Source organism: Amycolatopsis sp. NPDC051071 (assembly GCF_040682875.1).
GTDB lineage: Bacteria > Actinomycetota > Actinomycetes > Mycobacteriales > Pseudonocardiaceae > Amycolatopsis.
In genome coordinates this window covers 1-21,949 of sequence record NZ_JBFBBY010000127.1, presented here as the reverse complement: position 1 = coordinate 21,949, position 21,949 = coordinate 1, and the positions used below count along the sequence as shown (strand labels likewise).

At 66.9% G+C, this 21,949-nt stretch carries 15 protein-coding genes, 1 tRNA gene and 1 pseudogene; 9 read left to right on the top strand and 8 right to left on the bottom strand.

Annotated elements, in window-relative coordinates; all coding sequences use genetic code 11:
• Nucleotides 1-184 precede the first annotated feature (184 nt).
• Together AB0M65_RS30785 and aceE are read right to left on the bottom strand one after the other, a co-directional pair.
• Entirely contained in the window at nt 185-1,396 is a 1,212-nt protein-coding gene (locus AB0M65_RS30785; RefSeq protein WP_364035311.1) for an alpha-hydroxy acid oxidase, read from the bottom strand.
• A gap of 124 nt (nt 1,397-1,520) precedes the next feature.
• The gene (aceE, locus tag AB0M65_RS30780; protein ID WP_364035308.1) at nt 1,521-4,316 is read right to left on the bottom strand and encodes a pyruvate dehydrogenase (acetyl-transferring), homodimeric type; all 2,796 of its coding nucleotides are present in this window, start codon (nt 4,314-4,316) and stop codon (nt 1,521-1,523) included.
• 400 nt (nt 4,317-4,716) lie between these two features.
• Here aceE and AB0M65_RS30775 point away from each other — a divergent pair, with 400 nt between their 5' ends.
• The 3 genes from AB0M65_RS30775 (at nt 4,717) to AB0M65_RS30765 (ending at nt 5,795) form a co-directional block, all read left to right on the top strand.
• Nucleotides 4,717-5,148 carry a DUF3052 domain-containing protein gene (locus tag AB0M65_RS30775; RefSeq protein WP_034311133.1) on the top strand — a complete coding sequence of 144 codons (432 nt, stop codon included), beginning with the start codon at nt 4,717-4,719 and terminating at the stop codon, nt 5,146-5,148.
• A 76-nt stretch (nt 5,149-5,224) separates the two neighbouring features.
• A complete protein-coding gene (locus AB0M65_RS30770; protein ID WP_364035305.1) occupies nt 5,225-5,686 on the top strand; it encodes a peroxiredoxin in 462 nt (153 codons plus the stop codon).
• 37 nt (nt 5,687-5,723) lie between these two features.
• Nucleotides 5,724-5,795: transfer RNA gene (locus AB0M65_RS30765), tRNA-Val, on the top strand.
• 308 nt (nt 5,796-6,103) lie between these two features.
• Here the strand turns inward: AB0M65_RS30765 and AB0M65_RS30760 are convergent.
• Nucleotides 6,104-6,607 (bottom strand): carboxymuconolactone decarboxylase family protein, encoded by a 504-nt coding sequence (locus tag AB0M65_RS30760; protein ID WP_364035302.1) that lies wholly within the window; start codon nt 6,605-6,607, stop codon nt 6,104-6,106.
• Nucleotides 6,608-6,631: 24 nt separating this feature from the next.
• Here AB0M65_RS30760 and AB0M65_RS30755 point away from each other — a divergent pair, with 24 nt between their 5' ends.
• Entirely contained in the window at nt 6,632-7,141 is a 510-nt protein-coding gene (locus AB0M65_RS30755) for a MarR family winged helix-turn-helix transcriptional regulator (RefSeq protein WP_364035299.1), read from the top strand.
• A 629-nt stretch (nt 7,142-7,770) separates the two neighbouring features.
• On the opposite strand, the gene AB0M65_RS30750 is transcribed toward AB0M65_RS30755, so the two are convergent.
• A complete protein-coding gene (locus AB0M65_RS30750; RefSeq protein WP_364035296.1) occupies nt 7,771-8,958 on the bottom strand; it encodes an aminotransferase class V-fold PLP-dependent enzyme in 1,188 nt (395 codons plus the stop codon).
• Nucleotides 8,959-9,004: 46 nt separating this feature from the next.
• Between AB0M65_RS30750 and AB0M65_RS30745 the strand changes: the two genes are divergently transcribed.
• Nucleotides 9,005-9,634 (top strand): GntR family transcriptional regulator, encoded by a 630-nt coding sequence (locus AB0M65_RS30745; RefSeq protein WP_364035293.1) that lies wholly within the window; start codon nt 9,005-9,007, stop codon nt 9,632-9,634.
• Between the two features lie 4 nt (nt 9,635-9,638).
• Nucleotides 9,639-10,397, top strand: a complete 759-nt coding sequence (locus tag AB0M65_RS30740) for a metallophosphoesterase (protein WP_364035290.1) — start codon at nt 9,639-9,641, stop codon at nt 10,395-10,397.
• Here the strand turns inward: AB0M65_RS30740 and AB0M65_RS30735 are convergent.
• The 4 genes and pseudogenes from AB0M65_RS30735 to AB0M65_RS30720 all read right to left on the bottom strand — a co-directional run.
• A pseudogene (locus AB0M65_RS30735) lies at nt 10,394-11,686 on the bottom strand (CocE/NonD family hydrolase); the annotation flags it as partial. The gene AB0M65_RS30740 and the pseudogene AB0M65_RS30735 overlap by 4 nt on opposite strands.
• Nucleotides 11,687-11,728: 42 nt before the next feature.
• Nucleotides 11,729-13,168 carry an amino acid permease gene (locus tag AB0M65_RS30730; RefSeq protein ID WP_364035287.1) on the bottom strand — a complete coding sequence of 480 codons (1,440 nt, stop codon included), beginning with the start codon at nt 13,166-13,168 and terminating at the stop codon, nt 11,729-11,731.
• A 4-nt stretch (nt 13,169-13,172) separates the two neighbouring features.
• Nucleotides 13,173-13,844, bottom strand: coding sequence for a FadR/GntR family transcriptional regulator (locus tag AB0M65_RS30725; protein ID WP_364035314.1), 672 nt, complete (start codon nt 13,842-13,844; stop codon nt 13,173-13,175).
• Between the two features lie 246 nt (nt 13,845-14,090).
• Complete coding sequence (locus AB0M65_RS30720) at nt 14,091-14,546, bottom strand: nitroreductase/quinone reductase family protein (RefSeq protein ID WP_364035284.1); 456 nt, start codon at nt 14,544-14,546, stop codon at nt 14,091-14,093.
• A 310-nt stretch (nt 14,547-14,856) separates the two neighbouring features.
• Here AB0M65_RS30720 and dnaE point away from each other — a divergent pair, with 310 nt between their 5' ends.
• From dnaE to AB0M65_RS30705, 3 genes are all read left to right on the top strand, one after another.
• The gene (gene dnaE, locus AB0M65_RS30715) at nt 14,857-18,441 is read left to right on the top strand and encodes a DNA polymerase III subunit alpha (protein ID WP_364035281.1); all 3,585 of its coding nucleotides are present in this window, start codon (nt 14,857-14,859) and stop codon (nt 18,439-18,441) included.
• On the top strand, nt 18,441-19,913 hold the full coding sequence (locus tag AB0M65_RS30710; protein ID WP_364035278.1) for an MFS transporter: 1,473 nt from the start codon (nt 18,441-18,443) through the stop codon (nt 19,911-19,913). The genes dnaE and AB0M65_RS30710 overlap by 1 nt, the downstream gene beginning before the upstream one ends.
• A 454-nt stretch (nt 19,914-20,367) precedes the next feature.
• The gene (locus AB0M65_RS30705) at nt 20,368-21,564 is read left to right on the top strand and encodes a low temperature requirement protein A (protein WP_364035275.1); all 1,197 of its coding nucleotides are present in this window, start codon (nt 20,368-20,370) and stop codon (nt 21,562-21,564) included.
• Nucleotides 21,565-21,949: the final 385 nt, after the last annotated feature.

The window sequence follows — 21,949 nt, the reverse complement described above, 5'->3', positions numbered from 1 at the left end:
TGTGTCTCGTCAACACGGTGAAGGCAAAACCCGCAATTCGTCCTCTTGTTGCGGTCCTTGCACGTGCATGGACCGCAACAAGAGGACGAAACGCGGCGGGATCGGTGCCTCCCCGAACGTCATGAGGGGTCCCCATCGGACAAATTTCGTCCCATGGGGACCCCTCATGACATCCCGGAGGGGCTCAGCGCAGGGTCGCGTGCGACGGCTTCAGGTCGGCGAGGGTGCGGACGCCGAGCAGCTGCATGGTCCGGACGATCTCCCCGCGCAGGATGTCCACGCACCGCTGGACGCCGCGCTCGCCCCCGGCCATCAGGCCGTAGAGGAACGCGCGCCCGACGAGCACCGCGTCGGCACCACGCGCGAGCGCGGCCACGATGTCGCCACCGGAAAGAATGCCGGTGTCGACCCACACCTCGGCGTTGCCCTGGATCTCGTCGAGCACCGACGGCAGCAGTTCGATCGGGGTCGGCGCGCGGTCGAGCTGACGTCCGCCGTGGTTGGACAGCAGCACCGCGTCTGCGCCGTGTTCGACCACGTCACGCGCGTCGTCGACGTTCTGGATGCCCTTGATCACCAGCTTCCCCGGCCAGGTCTGCCGGACCCAGTCGAGGTCGTCGAAGCTCAGCGTCGGGTCGAAGAGCTTGTTGAGCAGCTCGGCGACCGTGCCGTCGAAGTGGCTCAACGACGCGAAGGTCAGCGGTTCGGTGGTCAGCAGGTTGAACCACCACGCCGGATGCGTCGCACCGTCGACGAACGTCTTCAGCGTGAGCGCGGGCGGGATGGTCAGCCCGTTGCGGACATCGCGCAGCCGCGCGCCGGCGACCGGGGTGTCCACCGTCAGCATGAGGGTGTCGAAGCCGGCGGCCCAGGCGCGATTCATCAGATCTTCGCCCGCCTTATGGTCGCGCCAGACATAGAGCTGGAACCATTTGCGGGCCTCCGGCGCGGCCGCCGCGAGATCCTCGATCGACGTCGTCGCCATCGTCGACAACCCCATCGGGATGCCGTTGCGCTGGGCGACGCGGCCGACCGCGGACTCGCCCTCATGGTTCATCATCCGCGTGAACCCGGTCGGCGCGAACGCGAACGGCAGCGCCGAACGTTTGCCGAGGATCTCCTTGCTCGTGTCCACATCGGACACACCGCGCAGGACATTCGGGTGGAATTCCACGTTGCGGAAGGCTTGCCGGGCGCGACGGAGACTGTCTTCCAGTTCCGCGGCGCCGTCGGTGTAGTCGAACGCCGCCCGCGGCGTCCGCTTGCGGGCGATCGTGCGGAGGTCGGCGATCGTATGCGCGCCGGCCAGCCGCCGTTCGGTCGGGTTGAGCACGATCGGCTTCGGCCGCAGGATCTGCTTCAGCTCACTCGGCTTCGGCAGTCGACGCTTCGTCACACTCGCTCACCCTTCCCGCTCAGTCGCAAACATCCGATGTCTTACCCTAGCCTGACCGTGGCCAGATGCAACGAAGGGGACTTTCCTTGCGATTTCGCAAGGAAAGTCCCCTTCATCGCGTTCGCTAGGCGCTACCGGAGTCCGACAACTGCGGCCCCGCGGCCGCGACGTCGTCGAGGCGGTACTTGCGTGCGGCCTCCGCCACCTTCGCCTGCTCGACATCGCCGCGCTTGGCGAGCGCGCTCAGCGTGCCGACCACGATCGACTGCGCGTCGACCAGGAACTTCCGCCGGGCGGCCGGGCGGGTGTCGGAGAACCCGAACCCGTCGGTGCCCAGCGTCAGCATGTCGTTCGGCACCCACGGGCGGATGAGGTCCGGCACCGCGCGCATCCAGTCCGACACCGCGACGACCGGCCCGTTCGTGCCGGACAGCTTCTGTGTGACGTACGGCACACGTGAAGAGCCGCCCGGGTTGAGGAGGTTCTCGTGGTCGATCTCGACGGCCTCGCGCCGCAGCTCGGTCCACGACGTCGCCGACCAGACGGCCGCGCGTACCCCCCACTCCTCGGCGAGCATCTTCTGCGCCCGCAGCGCGTCCGGCATGGTCACGCCGGACACCAGGATCTGCGCCTCCGGACCGTCGCCCGAAGGCGCGTCGGCGTAGCGGTACAGACCCTTGAGCAGGCCTTCGACGTCGAGGTTCTCCGGCTCGGCGGGATGCCGGTAGGGCTCGTTGTAGATCGTCATGTAGTAGAAGATGTTCTCGCCGTTGCCGTCCGGCCCGGTCTCGCCGTACATCCGGCGGAGGCCGTCCCGCACGATGTGGGCGATCTCGAACGACCAAGCCGCGTCGTAGGCCACGACGGCCGGGTTGGTCGCCGCGAGGAGCAGCGAGTGCCCGTCGGCGTGCTGCAGGCCCTCACCGGTCAGCGTGGTGCGGCCGGCGGTGGCGCCGAGCACGAACCCGCGGGCCATCTGGTCCGCCGCCGCGTAGAGGCCGTCACCGGTCCGCTGGAACCCGAACATCGAGTAGAAGATGTAAATCGGGATCATCGGCTCGCCGTGCGTGGCGTACGAGGTGCCGACGGCGGTGAACGACGCGGTGGAGCCCGCCTCGTTGATGCCCTCGTGCAGGATGACGCCCTTTTCGGACTCCTTGTAGGCCAGCATCAGGCTCGCGTCGACCGACGTGTACGTCTGGCCGTGCGGGTTGTAGATCTTGGCCGTCGGGAACATCGAGTCGAGACCGAACGTGCGGGCCTCGTCCGGGATGATCGGGACGATCCGCTTGCCGATCTCGGAGTCCTTCGCCAGCTCACGGACGAGCCGGACGAACGCCATCGTGGTGGCGACCTCCTGCTTGCCCGAGCCCTTGCGGATGCCTTCGTAGACCTTGTCACCGGGCAGTACGAGCGCCTTCGACGCCTTCGGGCGACGCTCCGGCAGGAACCCGCCGAGCGCCTTGCGGCGGCCGATCATGTATTCGATCTCCGCCGAGTCCTTGCCAGGGTGGTAGTACGGCGGCAGCTTCGGGTCGCGCTCGAGTTCCTCGTCGCTGATCGGGATGCGCTGCGAGTCCCGGAACAGCTTGAGGTCGTCGAGGGTGAGCTTCTTCATCTGGTGCGTGGCGTTGCGGCCCTCGAAGGACGGGCCGAGGCCGTAACCCTTGATGGTGTGGGCCAGGATCACCGTCGGCTGGCCGTGGTGCTCCAGCGACGACTTGTAGGCCGCGTAGACCTTGCGGTAGTCGTGCCCGCCGCGCTTGAGGTTCCAGACGTCGGCGTCGGTGAGGTCTTTGACCAGCTCCTTGGTCCGCGGGTCGCGGCCGAAGAAGTGTTCGCGGACGAAGGCGCCGTCGTTGGCCTTGTAGGTCTGGAAGTCGCCGTCCGGTGTGGTGTTCATCAAGTTGACCAGCGCGCCGTCGCGGTCCGCGTGCAGCAGCGAGTCCCACTCGCGGCCCCAGATGACCTTGATGACGTTCCAGCCGGCGCCGCGGAAGTACGACTCCAGCTCCTGGATGATCTTGCCGTTGCCGCGCACCGGGCCGTCGAGCCGCTGCAGGTTGCAGTTGATCACGAAGGTCAGGTTGTCGAGGCCCTCGCCCGCGGCCACGTGGATGAGGCCGCGCGATTCCGCCTCGTCCATCTCGCCGTCGCCGAGGAACGCCCAGACGTGCTGGTCGGTGGTGTCCTTGATGCCGCGATCACGCAGGTAGCGGTTGAATCGCGCCTGGTAGATCGCGTTCATCGGGCCGAGGCCCATGGACACGGTCGGGTTTTCCCAGAACTCCGGCATCAGCCGCGGATGCGGGTACGACGGCAGGCCGCCGCCCGGGCCCGCGTGTGAGAACTCCTGGCGGAACCCGTCCAGCTGGCTCTCGCTCAGGCGGCCCTCGAGGAACGCGCGAGCATAGATGCCGGGGGAGGCGTGGCCCTGGATGAAGATCTGGTCGCCGCCGCTGGAGTGGTCCTTGCCGCGGAAGAAGTGGTTGAAGCCCACTTCGTACAGCGCCGCGGACGAGCCATAGGTCGAGATGTGCCCGCCGACGCCGACGCCGGGACGCTGCGCGCGGTGCACCATGATCGCGGCGTTCCACCGGATGTAGGCGCGGTACCGGCGCTCGATCTCCTCGTCACCGGGGAACCAGGGTTCGTTCTCGGTGGGGATCGTGTTGACATAGTCGGTCGACGTCAGCGCCGGAACGCCGACGTGGCGTTCCCTTGCCCGCTCGAGGATGCGCAGCATCAGGTACCGGGCGCGCTGCTGACCACCCCTGGCCAGCGCCTCGTCGAAGGAGTCCAGCCATTCGGCCGTCTCTTCCGGGTCGATGTCGGGCAGGTGCGCCGCCAATCCGTCACGGATGACACGGACGCGTGCCGGGGTCTCCTTGCCGGAGGCGCCGTCGTTCTGCGGGGCCAAGGGGTCTCCTTGCGAAAGGTGGTAGCTGGTTGTGCTCGTACGCGGGCGTGTTCGCCTTCCATCGTCGTACTCCGGTCCGTTCTCGTCACTGCTACTGATCGGTAACGTCGTAGACCCGGTTGCGACACGCCTCGCACGCGGTTGTATCCGCGCGCGCGTTTTCTCTCCCACCCTAAAGCAGGGGGTTCCGGGGTGCCCAAGTGCGCCCGAATTGACCACGCGCCGGTGGTCCGAATGTCCGTACGTCGCGACACGAGTTGTTCAAGATCCGGTGTGGACGGTTGCGCACAGCGCCTCACCAGTGTTCGCTAACGGGCATCGTGTACCCGAGTGTGGTGCCCGCCCGGTCGATCCGGCCGAGCGAACACCACGCTCCGTCGTAGTTGGAGGAGTGACAGCAGTGGTCGCCGCGGGAGACGCTGATCAGAGCAGCGTCGCCGAAAGGCTTGGGATCAAGCCGGACATGGTGGTCCAGGAGATCGGCTGGGACGAGGACGTCGACGACGATCTTCGTGCGGCGATCGAGGAGCAGATCGGCGGCGACATCCTCGACGAGGACGCCGACGAGGTCATCGACGTGGTGCTGCTGTGGTGGCGCGAAGACGACGGTGATCTCGGCGACACGCTGATCGAGGTCCGGACCCCCCTGAACGAGAACGGTGTGATCTGGGTGCTGACCCCGAAGACAGGACAGCCAGGACATGTCGAGCCGAGCGAGATCGCCGAAGCGGTGCCGCAGGTGGGGTTGGCGCAGACGGCCAACATCAGCGCGGGCCCCAAGTGGGCGGGTACCCGGCTGGTGTCGCCGAAGTCGTCCAAGACCAAGCGGTGACCTCAGGAGGCGTGCGAGCGACACGATAGGGTTGTCGTCGCAGGCCCCTGTTCGCTCTTGAGAGGAAACCGCCGGTATGGCCGTCGAGGTCGGATCGCAAGCCCCGGACTTCACGCTCAACGACTACAACAAGCAGGCCGTGAAGCTGTCGTCCTTCAAGGGCGAGAAGCCGGTGCTGCTGGTGTTCTACCCGTTCGCGTTCAGCGGTATCTGCACGGGCGAGCTTTGCCAGCTTCGTGACGAGTTCGCGGACTACGACGGCCAGGGCGTCCAGGTGATCGGTGTGTCCGTGGACACCCCGTTCTCGCTCAAGGCGTGGGCCGAGCAGGAGGGCTACCAGTTCCCGCTGCTTTCGGACTTCTGGCCGCATGGCGAGGTCGCGAAGGCCTACGGCGTCTTTAACGAGGCGGCGGGCCTTGCCACCCGTGGCACCTTCCTGATCGACAAGAACGGTGTCGTGCGGTTCGCCGAGATCAACCAGCCCGGCGAGGCGCGTGACCAGCAGGCGTGGAAGAAGGCCGTGGCCTCGCTGGCCTGAGTCTTCAGCGGTGGTGCCCTCCGGGGCGTCACCTTCCGGGCGCATAGCTCAGCGGGAGAGCACTCGGTTTACACCCGAGCGGTCGTAGGTTCGATCCCTACTGCGCCCACCGCCGTCGTGAGTGATTTGGGTCGTTCTAACGACCCGGATCACTCACGAGACCCCAGACACGTGAAGGCCCCCTTCACTCGGCTCAGCCGGGCGAAGGGGGCCTTCACGTACCCCCACCCTGTGGAACACGTTTTCGGTTTCGGCGGTCTGGTCTGCCCCCTCGGCAGGCCAGACCGCCGGTGCGCCGCGCCGCGGGTGGCGAACTTTCGGCTGCACAAGACAGGAGCCGGCCGGGGCTGCCCAGATACATCAAGATCGGCGGCCAAAGGGGTGATGTCGCCGTCGTGCGGCGATCACGGACCGCTATCAGACGCGGACCAGCCGGTTCGCCAGGGTCGACATCGTGTAGGTCCCGATGCCCATGACGACTTCCAGGGCGTTCCGCGTGGTGTATCCGTGCCCGAGGAACGCCTGAAGCGTCTCGTCGTCCACGTCGCCGGTGGTTTCGAGCACCGCCAGAGTGAACTGGCGGATGGCCTCCAGGCGCGCGTCGGGCACGGGCTCCTCCGAGCGCAGGGCCGCGATGACGTCGTCGTCCGCGTGGAGGCCCTTCAGTTTGCCGGTGTGCATCTCGACGCAGACGTGGCAGCCGTTGCGGGTCGCCACGGTCATCACGACCGTCTCGCGCGCGATCGGTTCGAGGGTCGTTCGTTCGAAGCTCGCGCTCAGCTTCAGGAAGCCGTCGAGCAGTTCCGGTGACGTCGCCAGCCGGGCGACGGCGGCGGGAAGATGGCCCAGGTGCCGGATGGTCGCCTCCATCGAACGGCGTGCGGCCGGGGGAGCGGTTTCGAGGGTGTGGTCGGGAAACATGGCGGCCTCATTAAGGTAGACAACGTGGTTGACGAAAAGGTAAACCAGGTTGTCGAACAAGGCAAGCGAGTTTCCGATCCGCCCGGCTTCGAGCTGCCGCTGCTGTTGTTCGCGGGATTCCGCACGATTGCCGACCGGCTGCACGTCGAGCTGGCCGCGCAGGGGCACCCCGACGTCCGTCCCGCGTACGGCTTCGCCATGCAGGCGATCGGCCGCGACGGCGCGACGGCGAGCGAGATCGGGCGGCGGCTCGGCGTCACGAAGCAGGCGGCGGGCAAGACGGTCGACAAGCTGGAGCGGCTCGGCTACGTCGAGCGCGCCGACGACCCGGCCGATGCGCGGCGCAAGGTCGTGCGGCTCACCGCGCGCGGACTCGACTCACTCGGCCGGTCCGCGGTGATCTTCGAGCAGCTCCGCGAGGACTGGGTCGACGCGCTGGGTGCCGACAGGGTCCGCGCGCTCGAAACCGACTTGCGCACGATGGCGCCTGCGGACGGCTTCCGACTCGACGTCGCCGGTTGGTTCGGCGCCTAGAAAGGGGCTAGGTGCGTGGGTCATAAGTGGCGATTCGGGTTCTCTTGAGGGGAAGGCGCGAGTGGCGTGGTGCCCCGGGCTCGCTGTGACCGGCCCGATCGCGGGGCTGGCGGCCAGGGCAAAGGCGTGACTCGCGTGCTTGAAGGCGGAACTCGCGTGCTTGAAGGCGGAACTCGCGTGCTTGAAGGCGGATCTCGCGTGCTTGAAGAGGGAACTCGCGTGCTTGAAGGCGGAACTCGCGTGCTTGAAGAGGGAACTCGCGTGCCTGAGCACGTGACTCGCGTGCTCAAGGACGGAACTCACGTGCCTGGCTGCCGCACGCGAGATCCGTCTCTAAGCACGCGTGTGACGTGCTCAAGCACGCGTGTGACGTGCTCAAGCACGCGTGTGACGTGTTTGAGCACGCGAGTGCGTGCCGTGCCTCCCGGGCGCGACCCGCTCGAACTCGCCACCGGCGCCGCTGGAAAGGGCAGCCGGGGTTCGGCGCGTCCTCCGAAAGCGGGCTCCCGCGTCGAACCGGTCCAGGCGTTCGAGGGTGTGCTCGTGGATCGGGTGCGGCGCGGGCGGCCGCCCGGACAGCGCGCGCCGGACGCCCTTGGGTCGCCCGGGTAGTGCTCTGTCAGTAAAAGCTAGGCCAGCTTCTCGACCTCACGGACGAGGAGCGCGATCTCGTCATCGGTGTTGAAGTAGTGCACCGAAGCCCGGACCATCGGCGGTAGCCCGCGTGCGGTGAAGTCGAACTGGGCGGACGTGGCGTGTGCGACGCTCGTGTTGATCTTCGCCGCCGTCAGATGCTGCTTCACTTCCTCCGATGGCGTTTTCGCGAGGCTGAATGTGACGATCCCGCACTGCCGCACGCCCTGGTCGTGGACGCGGACACCGGGGATCCCTCGCAGCGTGTCGCGTAGTTTTCCGGCCAGCTCGGCGACCCGGGCTTCGATGGCGGGCATACCCCATTCGAGGGTGTAGTCGATCGCGGCGCCCAGGCCGAGCACCGCCGCGTGATCACGTTCCCAGACCTCGAACATCTTGGCCGTCGGATCGACCTCGTAACTCTCCGGTGCGGTCCAGGACGCCGAGTGGAGGTCGAGCATCGCGGGCTCGACCCGCTCGCGCAGCCGCGGGTGCACGTAGAGGAACCCGGTGCCGCGTGGCCCACGCAGGTACTTGCGGCCGGTGACGCTGAGCGCGTCGCAGTTCAGGCGCGTGACGTCGAGGTCGATCTGGCCGGCGCTCTGGCACGCGTCCAGCAGGAACGGGATCCCGGCCGCGTGCGCGACCGCGCCGATCTCCTCGGCCGGGTTCACCAGCCCGCCCTGGGTCGGCACGTGGGAGACAGCGATCAGTTTGACGTCGCCGTCGATCCGGCGTTTCAGGTCCTCGACGTCGAGCTGTCCGGTCTCGTCGTCCTCCACCACCTCGACGACGGCGCCGGTGCGTTTCGCGGTCTGCAGGAAGGAGATGACGTTGCTCGCGTACTCGGATTTCGACGTCAGGATCTTGTCGCCGTCGGTGAACGGCAGCGCGTAGAAGACCGCCTGCCACGACCTGGTCGCGTTGTCGGTCAGCGCGATGTCGTCCGGCTCGGCGCCGACGAGCCGCGCGGCAGACGCGTACACGCCGTCGTGCCGCTCCAGGGTGGCCGCCGCTTGCTCGTATCCACCGATCAGGGCTTCTTCACGCAGGTAGCCGATGACCGTGTCGGTCACGCGAGCGGGTGGCAGCGACGATCCGGCGTTGTTGAGGTGGACCACCTCCGCACACCCCGGAGTCTCGGAGCGGGCGCGCTCGACGTCCAGATCCTGAATACGTGTCATCCCTAACTGAATACAGTACGACCGAAGTGCATGCAATACTGTCCCGATGACGAGGAACCTGCTCCGGCGCGACCTCACGGAAGAGATCACCGCGCGGGTGCTCGACGGCCGGATCGCCGCGGACAGCCGGATCAACGAAGTGCACCTCGCCCGCGAACTCGGCGTCAGCCGGACGCCGTTGCGTGAGGCGCTGATCGGGCTGGCCGATCGCGGGCTGCTGGTTTCGGCGCCGGGCCGCGGTTTCCTCGTGCCTCCGTTCGATCCCGACGAGGCACGACGGCTGTATCCGCTCGTCGCGGAACTCGAAGCGCTCGCGCTCCGCTGGAGTTCCCCGCAAGACCTCGCCGGGCTCGCCGGCGGCCTGGACCGGATCGCCGCCGAGATGACCGCGGAACTCGAGCAGCGGGGCGATCTGTCCGCTTTGGACCATCGCTGGCATTCGCTGCTGCTCTCCCGCTGCACGAATCCGCATCTGCTGCGCCTCATCGAGCAGACCAAACCCCTGCTGAAGCGCTATGACGCCAGTTATTTCGGTGGCACCGAGCGCTCGCGGGAGAGTATCGATGAGCATCTGCGGATCGCCGAGGCGATCCGCGCCTCCGACCTCACGACGGCAGCGGAACTGCTCGTGCGGAACTGGGTGAAAACGTTGTCATATCTGGAAGACATGGGGTGAAGCGATGTTCGTGACGGCACATTTGAGCGACAACCATCTCGACGGCGGGGACCGGGCGGACGAACGCACCGCCCGCGTCATGCGGTACCTGGAGAGCCTGGCGACCCCGGTCGACGCGATCCTGGTGACCGGAGACATCGCCGACCACGGCACGATCGAGGAGTACCGGCGCGCGGCGGAACTGTTCAAGACCGGTGTCCCGCTGTTCACCTGCCCCGGCAATCACGACCAACGTGGCCCGTTCCGCGAAGGACTGCTCGACCAGGCGCCGAGCGACGCACCGGTCAACGTGGTGCACACCGTCGGCGACGTCACCTTCGTCATGGCCGACTCGAGCATCCCCGGCAAACCCGACGGGCGGTTCGACGACGAGACCCTGGCCTGGCTGGACGGCGTTCTCGCCGACGGCGACGGCCCCGCTTTCATCGCCTTCCACCACCCGCCCGTCGCACTCGGCCTGCCGCTGGTGGACGCGATGCGTCAATACGGCGAGGACAAGCTGGCCGAGGTGCTCGCGCGTCATCCCCGGGTGGTGGCACTGCTCTGCGGGCACGTTCACGCCTCGGCGTCGACGACGTTCGCCGGTGTGCCGCTGCGGTCGGCGCCCTCGGTCGGGTCGAGCATCCTGTTCCCGTGGGAGGAAGGCGGCCTCCGGCCGTGGGAGGACGGTGGGCCGGTCGACTACGACCTGCCGCCGTCGCTGCTGTTCCACGTGCTGCACGACGACGGCAGGCTGACCACCCACCAGCGTGTGGTGGCCTAACCAGCGAACACCGGCAGCGTGACGCGGGACGGACGCGCGGGGTCGTGGAAGATCTCGAACCGCGCGGGTTTCCCGTCCACCGCGCTGAAGACCGGTTCGTCGGTGCCGTGGTTGCGGGCGAAGCGGGGGAACGCGCCGCCCGCGACCTGCAGCCGCAGCCGGTGCCCGCGCCGGAACCGGTACGCCGTGGGGTCGAGGTGGACCTCGGCGGCCACCACACCGTCCACATCGGACTCGGGACTGCCGGGACGCAGGCGGAGGATACCGTCGGTGACGTTGCGGGAGATACCGCGTCCGTCCACATCGCACAGCCGGACGAAGACGTCGCCGTGGCCGAGATCCGTCCGCACGTGCACCAGTGCGGAGATCTCGCCGATGACGTCGAGATCGCTCTTCAGCTTGTCGCCGGTGAAGAGCAGCACGTCCCGGCGTACTTCGATCTCTTTGTTGTCGCGCTGCTTCCGCACCCCCGACAGCAGTGGACCGCCGACGGTCGGCGTCGGATCGGCCGGGTCGAAGGTGAAAGTGCCCGGTTTCGACTCCAGGGGTTCCGCGGTGGAAAGCGCGCTGGGACGCAGGAAGTACGGGGTGGCTTCGGACTCCGGCGGCCAGCTCGCGAAGTCCAGCCACCGCTCGGCCCCCTGGAGGTACAGGCGCACAGGTGCCCGCCTCAGCGGGGTGCGGTCGCCGAGCAGATGAGCGGACAGGAACCCGACCTGGTCGCTCACCAGCGTCTTCATGCTGGCCGGTTCGCCGTGTGCCCACGGTCCGATGGTGATCCGGGGCTCACGCCCGGCCGCGGCGAGTTCCTTGAAGTCGCGCAGCTGCGCGGAGATGAACAGGTCATACCAGCCGGTCACCATGCTCACCGGCGTCGTCAGCGCGGCGACTTCCGCACTGTGATCCGACGGCGCCCAGAAGTCGTCGCCGGGCTCGGCGTGCTCGGAGACGTCCTGCAGGAACCGCACCTGCTTGCCGATGGCCGCGACGTCCGCGCCGGAAATCGGCAGCTGGGCCATGGCCGCGCGGGTCTTCTTGGTCTGCCACGGATTCGGCAAGCCGGCGAAGCGGCCTTCCTGACGTCCGATCAGCGACGACCACGAGACCATGTTGTCGACGGCGAGGATCCCGCCCGGGTAGAAGGTCGAGACGAATTCCGACGCGGTGACGGCGAGGCACAGCGCTTCGAGCGGCTCGTCGACGTACGGCGCGACAGCCCACTGCGTATGCCCGAGGTAGCTCGCGCCCGCCATCGCGACCCGGCCGTCGCACCATTCCGTCGCGGACGAGACGCACCAGCGGTTCGTGCGTCGGGACGCGGATTTCGGGGATCACAGCTTCGTCTTTTCGAAGACGTCCATGTTGATCCGCTTGCGGACGCCGAACCAGCCCGCCACCAGCGCCAGCCCGATCACCGGCAGGCAGTACAGGGTGATCCGGCCGGTCTCGTCGAAGCCCATCAGCACGACGACGGCGGCGAGGAAGATCAGCGTCGCGATCTCGGTGTAGGGCGAGAACGGGAGGCGGTACGACGGGCGTTCGACCTCGCCGCGTTTGGCCTTGCGCACGAACAGCAGATGCGAAAGCACGATGATCGCCCAGGTGCCGAGGATGCCGATGGCCGCGAAGTTCAGCACGATCTCGAAGGCCTGGCTGGGCACGACGGCGTTCAGGGCGACACCGACCACACAGACCGCGGACGTGAGCAGGATCCCGCCGTAGGGCACGTGGTTCTTGTTCATCACGCCGGTGAACTTCGGCGCGGACCCGGCCAGCGACATCGAGCGCAGGATGCGTCCGGTGGAGTAGAGGCCCGAGTTCAGGCTGGACAGCGCCGCGGTCAGCACCACCAGGTTCATCACGTTGCCCGCCTGCGGCACCCCGACGTGTGAGAGCACGGTGACGAACGGGCTTTCGGTCTTCGAGTACGAGCTCCACGGCATCAGCATCGCCAGCAGGACCACCGAGCCGACGTAGAAGACCCCGATCCGCCACATGATCGAGTTGATCGCCTTCGGCATGATCTTCCGCGGGTCCTTCGTCTCGCCCGCGGCGACACCGACGAGTTCGACCGAGGCGTAGGCGAACACGACGCCCTGGACGATCAAAACCATCGGCAGCACACCCGCCGGGAAGATCCCGCCGTGGTCGGAAATCAGCGAGAAGCCGGGTGTCTGGCCGTCGATCGGCTGCTGGGTGACCAGCAGCCAGATCCCGATCCCCATGAAGGTCACCAGCGCGGCGACCTTGATGATGGCGAACCAGAACTCCATCTCACCGAACAGTTTGACCGACACCATGTTCAGCGCCAGCACCACCGCGAGTGCGATGAGTGCCAGTACCCACTGCGGGATCGGCGTGAAGAAGGACCAGAAATGCGCGTACAGCGCGATCGCGGTGATATCCGCGATACCGGTCGTCGACCAGTTCAGGAAGTGCATCCACCCCGCGACGAAAGCGCCCTTTTCGCCCATGAATTCCCGGGCGTAGGAAACGAAGGCGCCGGAGGAGGGGCGGTACAGAATGAGCTCGCCGAGCGAACGCACCACGAAGAACGCGAAGAGACCGCAGACCGCGTAAACGATCGCGAGTGCCGGGCCCGCTTGGGCGAGGCGCCCGCCCGCGCCGAGGAACAGGCCGGTGCCGATGGCGCCGCCGATCGCGATCATGTTGACGTGGCGGGGTTTCAGCGCCTTGTCGTAGCCGGCGTCACCGGCGTCGGCAGGCACCGGCGTGGACTTGTCGTCCGCGCTGAGGGTCTGTTCGGTCACGATGTCAGTCGTCCTTGTTCTGGTGCGACGGGTGGCTCGGCCGCACGATGGTGGTGAGCGCGTCCTCGACATGTTCGAGATGGGAGGTCATCGCCGCGACGGCGTCCGCTTCGGAGCCGGCGGCGATGGCGGTGACGATCTCACGATGTTCGGTGTTCGAGCGGGTCCGACGGCCACCCAATTGGTTGAGAAAGGCCGACTGGCGCGCCAGTGCGTCCCGGATCTCCTCGATGACCTTGCCGAACACCGGATTGCCCGAGGCCTGGGCGATGCTGATGTGGAACAGCGAGTCCAGCGCCACCCAGGCGGTGTTGTCGGTTTCGAGGTCCATCCGCTCGACGAGGTGGCCGAGCAGATCGAGGTCGTCGGTGCTGCGGCGCAGGGCCGCGTACCCGGCGACGGGGATCTCGACATGGCGCCGGACCTCGAACAGGTCGCGGGCCGAGTAGGTCCCGAACGTGGGGTTCTCGACCGGCCCGGTGGCGGTCACGAAGGTCCCCTTGCCCGTTTTGGACACGGTGAGCCCGAGTGCCTGCAGTCCCCGCAGTGCCTCGCGGACGACCGAACGGCTGACCTCGAACTCCTTGCCGAGCGCGGATTCCGACGGCAGCTTCGTGCCGATGGGGTACTCACCGCGCTCGATGGCGCCACGCAGGTGGGCCAGTACGGCCTCCATCGCGCTGATGCGCCGCGGACCACCGTGTCCGGCTGTCTGGCTGTCAGACAGGTTCATGAGACGAGATCGTGCGGTCGGCTCACCGCTTTGTCAAGCGGTCAGCCGACGGCTCCGATCCAGGCTGCGAGGCCGGCGTCGATGGGGTAGTCACCCCGGAATCGGAACCCAGGCTGGGCGCCTTCACGGGTACAGAGTTCCGTTGTGACACTGGATTCCCGCGCGGAGGTGGCCAGTGTCACAACGGCGTCAGACGCGCTTTAGGGCGACCACCGGGAACGGGCGGCTGGTCTTCGACTGGTGCTCGGCCAGCCGCGGGAACGCCTTCGCCTGCTTCGCGAACAGACGGTCCCGGGCCGCTCCGGTGATCTCCTCCGCGTGAGCGGTGAAGGCCTCTCCGTCCGCTTCGACGTCGACGGACGGCTCTGAGATCAGGTTGCGGTACCAATGCGGATGCCCGGGAGCACCCCCGTTGGCGGCGAAGACGACGTAGCGGTCGTCGTCGGCAAGGAACAGCATCGGCGTCACGTGCCGTCGTCCGGTGCGGACGCCGGTGGTGGTGAGCAGCAGCGTCGGGAGGCCATCGCCTCGGCGGCCGTTCGCGCGGAACTCCGCGATCACGCGTTCGTTCATGGCCTGCAGGTCGATCATCAACTCTCCGGACGGTTCGGTGATCTTGGGCGGCTGGTGAGTCTGCCCATCCATACCCAGGTCGGCAAGCCTTTTTGGATCATGGCTGCTCACGACGCCGCGGGAACTGCCGGCTTCGGCTTCGATCCGGAGTGGTTCGACGGGGAGGAGGTCGACGCCCGGCTGGCTGAGCGTCGCTGCCCCGTTCGGGTGGCGGCGGACACGGCGAGGCTGCTGGATTTGATCTTCTTCAGCCAGGAGACTCGGCATCGGCTGACGACCGCGTCCCCCCGCGAGTTGCTGATGATCTTGGCAAGCCTAGGGTGGGAGGACCGGCCAGCGTCACGCAGCCAGGGACCCGTCTGCCTAGGGGAGGTTTTCGCTGGTGTCGAACGATTCCTTCGTCCACCTGCATGTGCACACCGAGTACTCGATGCTCGACGGTGCGGCGAAGATCGCCCCCTTGTTCAAGGAGGCGGCGCGGCTGGGCATGCCCGCGGTCGGGATGACCGACCACGGCAACATGTACGGCGCGGACGAGTTCTACCAGCAGGCGATCAAGCACGAGCTCAAGCCGATCATCGGCATCGAGGCGTACGTCGCGCCGGAGAGCCGCTTCCACAAGAAGCCGGTCTTCTGGGGACAGTCGAACCAGCGTGGCGCCGACGAGCTCGGCGAGGGCGGCGACGTTTCCGGTGCCGGTGCGTACACCCATATGACGATGCTCGCCGCGAACGCCACCGGGCTGCGCAACCTGTTCAAACTCTCCTCGCTCGCGAGCATGCAGGGGTACTACCGCAAGCCCCGGATGGACCGCGAGCTGATCTCGGAGAACCACGACGGCATCATCGCGACCACCGGCTGCCCCTCGGGCGAGGTGCAGACGCGGCTGCGGCTGGGACAGCGCACCGAGGCGATCCAGGCGGCCTCGGACTACAAGGACATCTTCGGCGCCGAAAACTTCTTCCTGGAGCTGATGGACCACGGCCTGCCGATCGAGCGGTCGGTCCGCGAGGGCCTGCTCGAAATCGGCAAGCTGCTCGACCTCCGGCCGCTGGCCACGAACGACTCGCACTACGTCACCAAGGACCAGGCCGACACCCACTCCGCGCTGCTGTGCGTGCAGGCGGGCAAGACGCTGAACGACCCGAACCGGTTCAAGTTCGACGGTGACGGTTACTACCTGAAGTCGGCCGCCGACATGCGGGAGTACTGGGACAAAGAGGTCCCCGGCGCCGCCGACTCGACACTGCTGATCGCCGAGCGCGTCGAGTCCTACAAAGAGGTCTACACGCATAAGGACCGGCTGCCGTTCTTCGAGGTCCCCGACGGGTACGACCAGGGCACCTGGCTGCGGGAAGAGGTCGCGCGCGGCCTCAAGTGGCGGTACCCGGAAGGCGTCCCGGACGAGTACTACAACGAGCGCATCGAGATCGAGCTCGACGTCATCATCGGGAAGGGCTTCCCTGCCTACTTCCTCATCGTCGCCGACCTCATCAACTACGCCCGTAAGGTCGGCATCCGCGTCGGCCCCGGCCGTGGTTCGGCCGCCGGTTCGCTGGTCGCGTACGTCCTCGGTATCACCAACCTGGACCCGATCCCGCAGAAGCTGCTGTTCGAGCGGTTCCTGAACCCCGAGCGCGTGTCCATGCCCGATATCGACATCGACTTCGACGACCGCCGTCGCGGCGAGATGATCCGGTACGCCACCGACAAGTACGGCGTCGACAAGGTCGCGCAGGTCATCACGTTCGGCACGATTAAGACGAAGGCGGCGATCAAGGACTCCGCCCGCGTCCACTTCGGCCAGCCCGGCTACGCGATCGCGGACCGGATCTCGAAGGCGCTGCCGCCGCCGATCATGGCGAAGGACATCCCGCTTTCGGGCATCGTCGACTCGAAGCACGAGCGCTACGGCGAAGCCGCCGAAGTCCGCACGCTCGTCGAGACCGACGAAGAGTGCAAGACGATCTTCGACACGGCCCGTGGTCTCGAAGGGCTGATCCGCAACGCCGGCGTCCACGCCTGCGCGGTCATCATGTCGAGTGAGCCGCTCACCAACGCGATCCCGCTGTGGCAGCGCGACGACGGTTCGATCATCACCGGCTGGGACTACCCGTCGTGCGAGAACATCGGCCTGCTCAAGATGGACTTCCTCGGCCTGCGGAACCTCACCGTCATCGGTGACGCGATCGACAACATCAAGACCAACCGCGGGGTCGACATCGACCTCGACACCCTCGGCGTCGAAGACCCCGAGACGTACAAAATGCTTTCCCGCGGTGACACGCTCGGCGTGTTCCAGCTGGACGGTGGTCCCATGCGGGATCTGCTGCGCCGGATGCAGCCGACGGTGTTCGACGACATCGTGGCGGTGGGCGCGCTGTACCGCCCCGGCCCGATGGGCATGAACGCGCACAACGACTACGCCGACCGCAAGAACGCGCGGCAAAAGGTCAAACCGATCCATCCCGAGCTCGAAGAGCCCCTGAAGGAGATCCTGGCCGACACCTACGGCCTGATCGTCTATCAGGAGCAGATCATGCATATCGGCCAGAAGGTGGCCGGGTACTCGATGGGTCGCGCGGACGTGCTCCGCCGGGCGATGGGCAAGAAGAAGCAGGAAGTCCTCGAAAAGGAGTTCGTGGGCTTCGAAGCGGGGATGAAGGCGAGCGAACTGCTCCCCGGCGGCTTCTCCTCCGAAGCGATCAAGGCGCTGTGGGACACGATCCTCCCGTTCGCCGGCTACGCGTTCAACAAGAGTCACGCGGCCGCGTACGGCCTGATCTCCTACTGGACCGCGTACCTCAAGGCGAACTTCACGCCGGAGTACATGGCCGCGCTGCTCACGTCGGTCGGTGACAACAAAGACAAGTCCGCGGTCTATCTCTCGGAATGCCGCCGTCTCGGGATCAAGGTGCTCCCGCCGGACGTCAACGAGTCGGCGCTGAGGTTCGCGGCCGTCGGGGACGACATCCGCTTCGGCATGGGTGCCGTCCGCAACGTCGGCGCGAACGTCGTCGAGTCGGTCATCAAGACCCGCGAGGAGAAGGGGAAGTACTCCAGCTTCACCGACTTCCTCGACAAGTCCGAACTGGTGGCCTGCAACAAGCGGGTCATCGAATCGCTGATCAAGGCCGGCGGATTCGACTCGCTCGGCAACTCCCGGCTCTCGATGATCCAGGTGCACGAGGACGCGGTCGAAGCCGTGGTCCCGCTCAAACGCCAGGAGGCGATGGGTCAGTTCGACCTCTTCGGTTTCGGCGGGGACGACGAAGGGGAGGCCGCCGTGTCCTCTTCGCCGCTCGCGCATCTGAAATTCGGCGAGGAGGAGTACCCGCGCAAGCAACTCCTCGCCTACGAACGGGAGATGCTCGGCCTGTACGTTTCGGCGCACCCGCTGGACGGCGCCGAGCGCATTCTGCGTAAACACGCGCCGAGGCCGATCGCCGCGATCATCGCCGACCCGCCCAAGGAAGGCGAGCTGATCATCTCCGGGCTGATCACCTCGCTGGAGCGCCGGGTCAACAAAAAGGGCGAGCCCTGGGCGATTTGCACCGTCGAGGATATGGACGCCTCGCTGGAGGTCCTGTACTTCCCGAAGTCGTACGCGATGTTCTCCGCCGACCTCATCGAGGACAACGCGGTACTGGTCAAGGGCCGGGTGAACTGGCGCGAGGACAAGATGTCCATCTTCGGCGGCGGGCTCGTGCCACTCGACCTGTCCGAGATCGGGAACGGCGACGAGGACATGCCACTCGTCCTGCTGGCCGCGGCGGAGAAGATCGACCAGTCGGTGGTCAGCGAGCTGAAGCAGACCTTGCTCGCACACAAGGGCGAAACCCCGGTGCACCTCAAGCTGGTCGGCAAGAACCAGACTGTTTTCGCGCTCTACGACTACCCGGTCAAGGTGACGTCGATGCTGATCGGTGAGCTCAAGGGCATTCCCGGGATCGCCGCCAGCACCTGATGACCACCTTCGAACCCGATCCTCGGCGCTGGAAGGCGCTCGCCGTCTCCCTCGCCGCCGGGTTCATGGGCCTGCTCGACGTCAGCATCGTCAACACGGCGCTGCCGTCGATCCAGCGGGACATCGGCGCGTCGAGTGGCGCGATCCAGTGGGTCGTCTCCGGCTACGCGCTGGCCTTCGGGCTGGTACTGGTGACCGGCGGCAGACTCGGTGACGCGCTCGGCCGCCGCCGGATGTTCTTGTTCGCACTCGCCGCGTTCGTGCTGACCAGCGCGTTCGCCGGGGCGGCGCCGAACGAGACGACGCTGATCATCGCGCGCCTCCTGCAAGGATTCGCCTCGGGCATGTTGACCCCGCAGAACAGCGGGATGATCCAGGACCTGTTCCGCGGCGCGGAGCGAGGGCGCGCGTTCGGCATGTTCGGTGCCACCGTCGGGATCTCGACCGCGATCGGACCGGTGCTCGGCGGGGTGATCCTCGCCGTATTCGGTGACCCGGAAGGCTGGCGCTGGGTCTTCTACGTGAACGTGCCCATCGGGATCCTCGCGTTCGCATTGGCGCTGAGATGGCTGCCGAAGACGGAAAGACCGGCGAGAAGCCTGCGGGGTGAGATCGACTTCGTCGGCATCATGCTGCTGGGTGTCGCGGTGCTCGGTGTACTGCTCCCGTTGATAGAATCCGAACAGGGCGGGCTCAGCGGCCTGTGGTGGCTGTTCGTCATCGCGGTGATCTCCGGGTTCGCCTTCGTACGCTGGGAACGCTCGATGGTGCGGCGCGGCCGTCCGCCGTTGCTGGACACGCGCCTGTTCACCGGCACTCCGGGTTACACCACGGGTGCCGCGGTCGGCGCGCTGTACTTCTGCGGGTTCACCGGCATGTGGCTGGTCTTCGCCATCTTCTTCCAGCAGGGCCTGGGTTACACGCCGCTGATGTCCGGTCTCGCCGTCACCCCGTTCGCGATCGGCTCGTCCGTCTCCGCGGCCGTCGCGGGACGGCTGGTGCCGAAGTGGGGCCGCAAACTCACCGTCACCGGGCTGGTCATGGTGATCACCGGGATGGTCACCGTCGCTGTTCTCGCCGGTCATGCCCCTGGGCCCGCGGCCGGCTGGTGGTTCGCGCTGCCGCTGCTCGTCGCCGGTGTCGGCGGCGGGATGGTCATCTCACCCAACACCACGCTGACCTTGGAATGCGTGCCGACGTCGATGGCCGGGGTGGCCGGGGGCGCTTTGCAGACCGGGCAGCGGATCGGCACCGCGATCGGCACGGTCGTGCTCGCGTCGATCTTCCACGCGGTGCTGGGCGCGAACGGCGGTTACCCGTCGGCGCTGACCGCGGCGATGTTGTGTGCCGCCGGATTGACCTGCGCGGCACTGGTACTCGCGGTGATCGAACTCCGTACGCGCCGGAACCGGCGTTTGCTCACTGAGCGGGAGGAAGCCGCCAGGGCGTCCGCCGACAGTCAACGCGGCTGAGCGATGGCGCTCCCCCGTGATTACGGTCGGCTAGACCGGATGCTCCATCCGAGTGACTGAAGTCGTCAGCCTCTGGCGCTACTTAGAGCAACCGGGTAGACCTTACGGAGCCTTCACTGCTGTGACTTGGCTACCGACAGTGGTATTTCTGTCGATCGATCGGGGATGGATCGATCGGTGGGAGCGATCGTGGTGAGTCCGGAGTTTTCGCCGAATGGACACCTACGGTCACGAGCCGGTGGACGGCCGTCGGCGTCCGCGGGGGACCGTTCGGCGGCAGCCGGCTCACCACCACTGACAGCCTCGTCCCGGTGAAGCAATCGCGCGGGTGGGTCCGTGCGGGGTCGCCTGGGGAGGTGCACCCCGTCCGGGCCCACCCGCCGCGCGTTCTCCGGGTGTGTCAACCGGTTCCGGCTGCGAAGATCTCCGCAGTTCGAGAACGCGAGGAGCACCGATGGCGGAGAGTTCTGTGCGGCGGGGTCGCCGGCGGGTCTGGTACCGGCCGATGACGATGCGGAATTCCGGCGAGGGACACCGGGTCGCGACACCGTTGGAGCTGTTGTTCGACCTGTGTTTCGTGGTGGCCGTCGCACAGGCCGCGGCCGGTCTGCATCACGCGATCGCCGAGAACCACATCGGGCACGGGGTGCTCAGCTTCGGGATGGTGTTCTTCGCGATCTGGTGGGGCTGGCTGAACTTCAGCTGGTTCGCCTCGTCGTTCGACACCGACGACGTCCCGTACCGGCTGGTCACGCTGGTGCAGATCGCCGGCGGACTGACCGTGGCGGCCGGTGTCTCGTCGGCCTTCGACGGCGACTTCACGGTCATGGTGATCGGCTACGTCCTGATGCGGCTCGCGATGGTCGTGCAATGGCTGCGCGCCGCGCGAACCGATTCATCGTGCCGACCGGCCGCACTGCGCTACGCCGTCGGCATCACGATCGTCCAGATCCTGTGGATCGTGCGCCTCGGCCTGCCGGAGTCACTGGGTCTGCCGTCGTTCTTCCTGCTGCTGCTCGCGGAACTCGCGGTGCCGATGATCGCCGAACGACGTCGCCCGACGGGCTGGCACCCGCACCACATCGCCGAACGCTACGGCCTGTTCACGATCATCGTGCTGGGTGAATCCATCCTCGGTGCGACCACGGCGGTCAAGGAAGGGCTGGACGAGGGGGAGCACGCCGGCAGCCTGATCTCCCTCGCCGCCGCGGGGCTGGTGCTGGTCTTCTCACTGTGGTGGCTGTACTTCGACCAGCCCGGACACGTGCGACTCGAGAAGGCGAAGAACCTGTTCACCGTCGCGAGCTGGGGCTACGGGCACTACCTGATCTTCGCTTCGGCGGCCGCGCTCGGCGCCGGACTCGAAGTCGCGGTCGACTACGACACCCACACCGGGCACGTCGCGCCGCTGCCCGCCGCCATGGCCACGACCGTGCCCGTCGCGATCTACCTGCTGAGTGTCTGGCTGATGCACATCGGGCCCACCAACGAATGCCGTCCGATCGCGATCGGCTTCCCGGTGACCGCGGTGCTCGTCCTCGCCGCGTCGTTCACACCCGCACCCATCCACGTCACCGCTCTGCTCGCCGCCGCCCTCGTCGCGCTGACGGTCATCGCCACGCACGGGGAGCCGGTCCCGGGCGAAAGCTAGATCGACGCAGGTCAGAGCCCCGGCGCGAAAAAAGGGACCCCCCTGTGAAAGCCGGTTTCGGGCCGTGTAACGTTCTCTTCGTCGCCAGGGAAACCGAGCGGCCGCCGGGAACACGAACCAAGCTCCCACCAGTTGGTGGTAGAGTGGGTGGTCCCGAACCGGAGAGGTAACCAGACCCCGCTGAGACGGCAGTTTCAAGCAGGTGTAGGGTAGGCTCCGAACAAAAGCCAAGAAATGACTGCTTCGGATAAGGCCGCGCTTCAGTGATACTGTTGCTCGGTGTGATTCGGGGTGTGTTGCTTGAGAACTCAACAGTGTGCTAGTGAACTAAGCCAGTAGAGCTTATTGTTTTTGAACCTCGTTTGAGGTTTCTTTGAGTGCATTG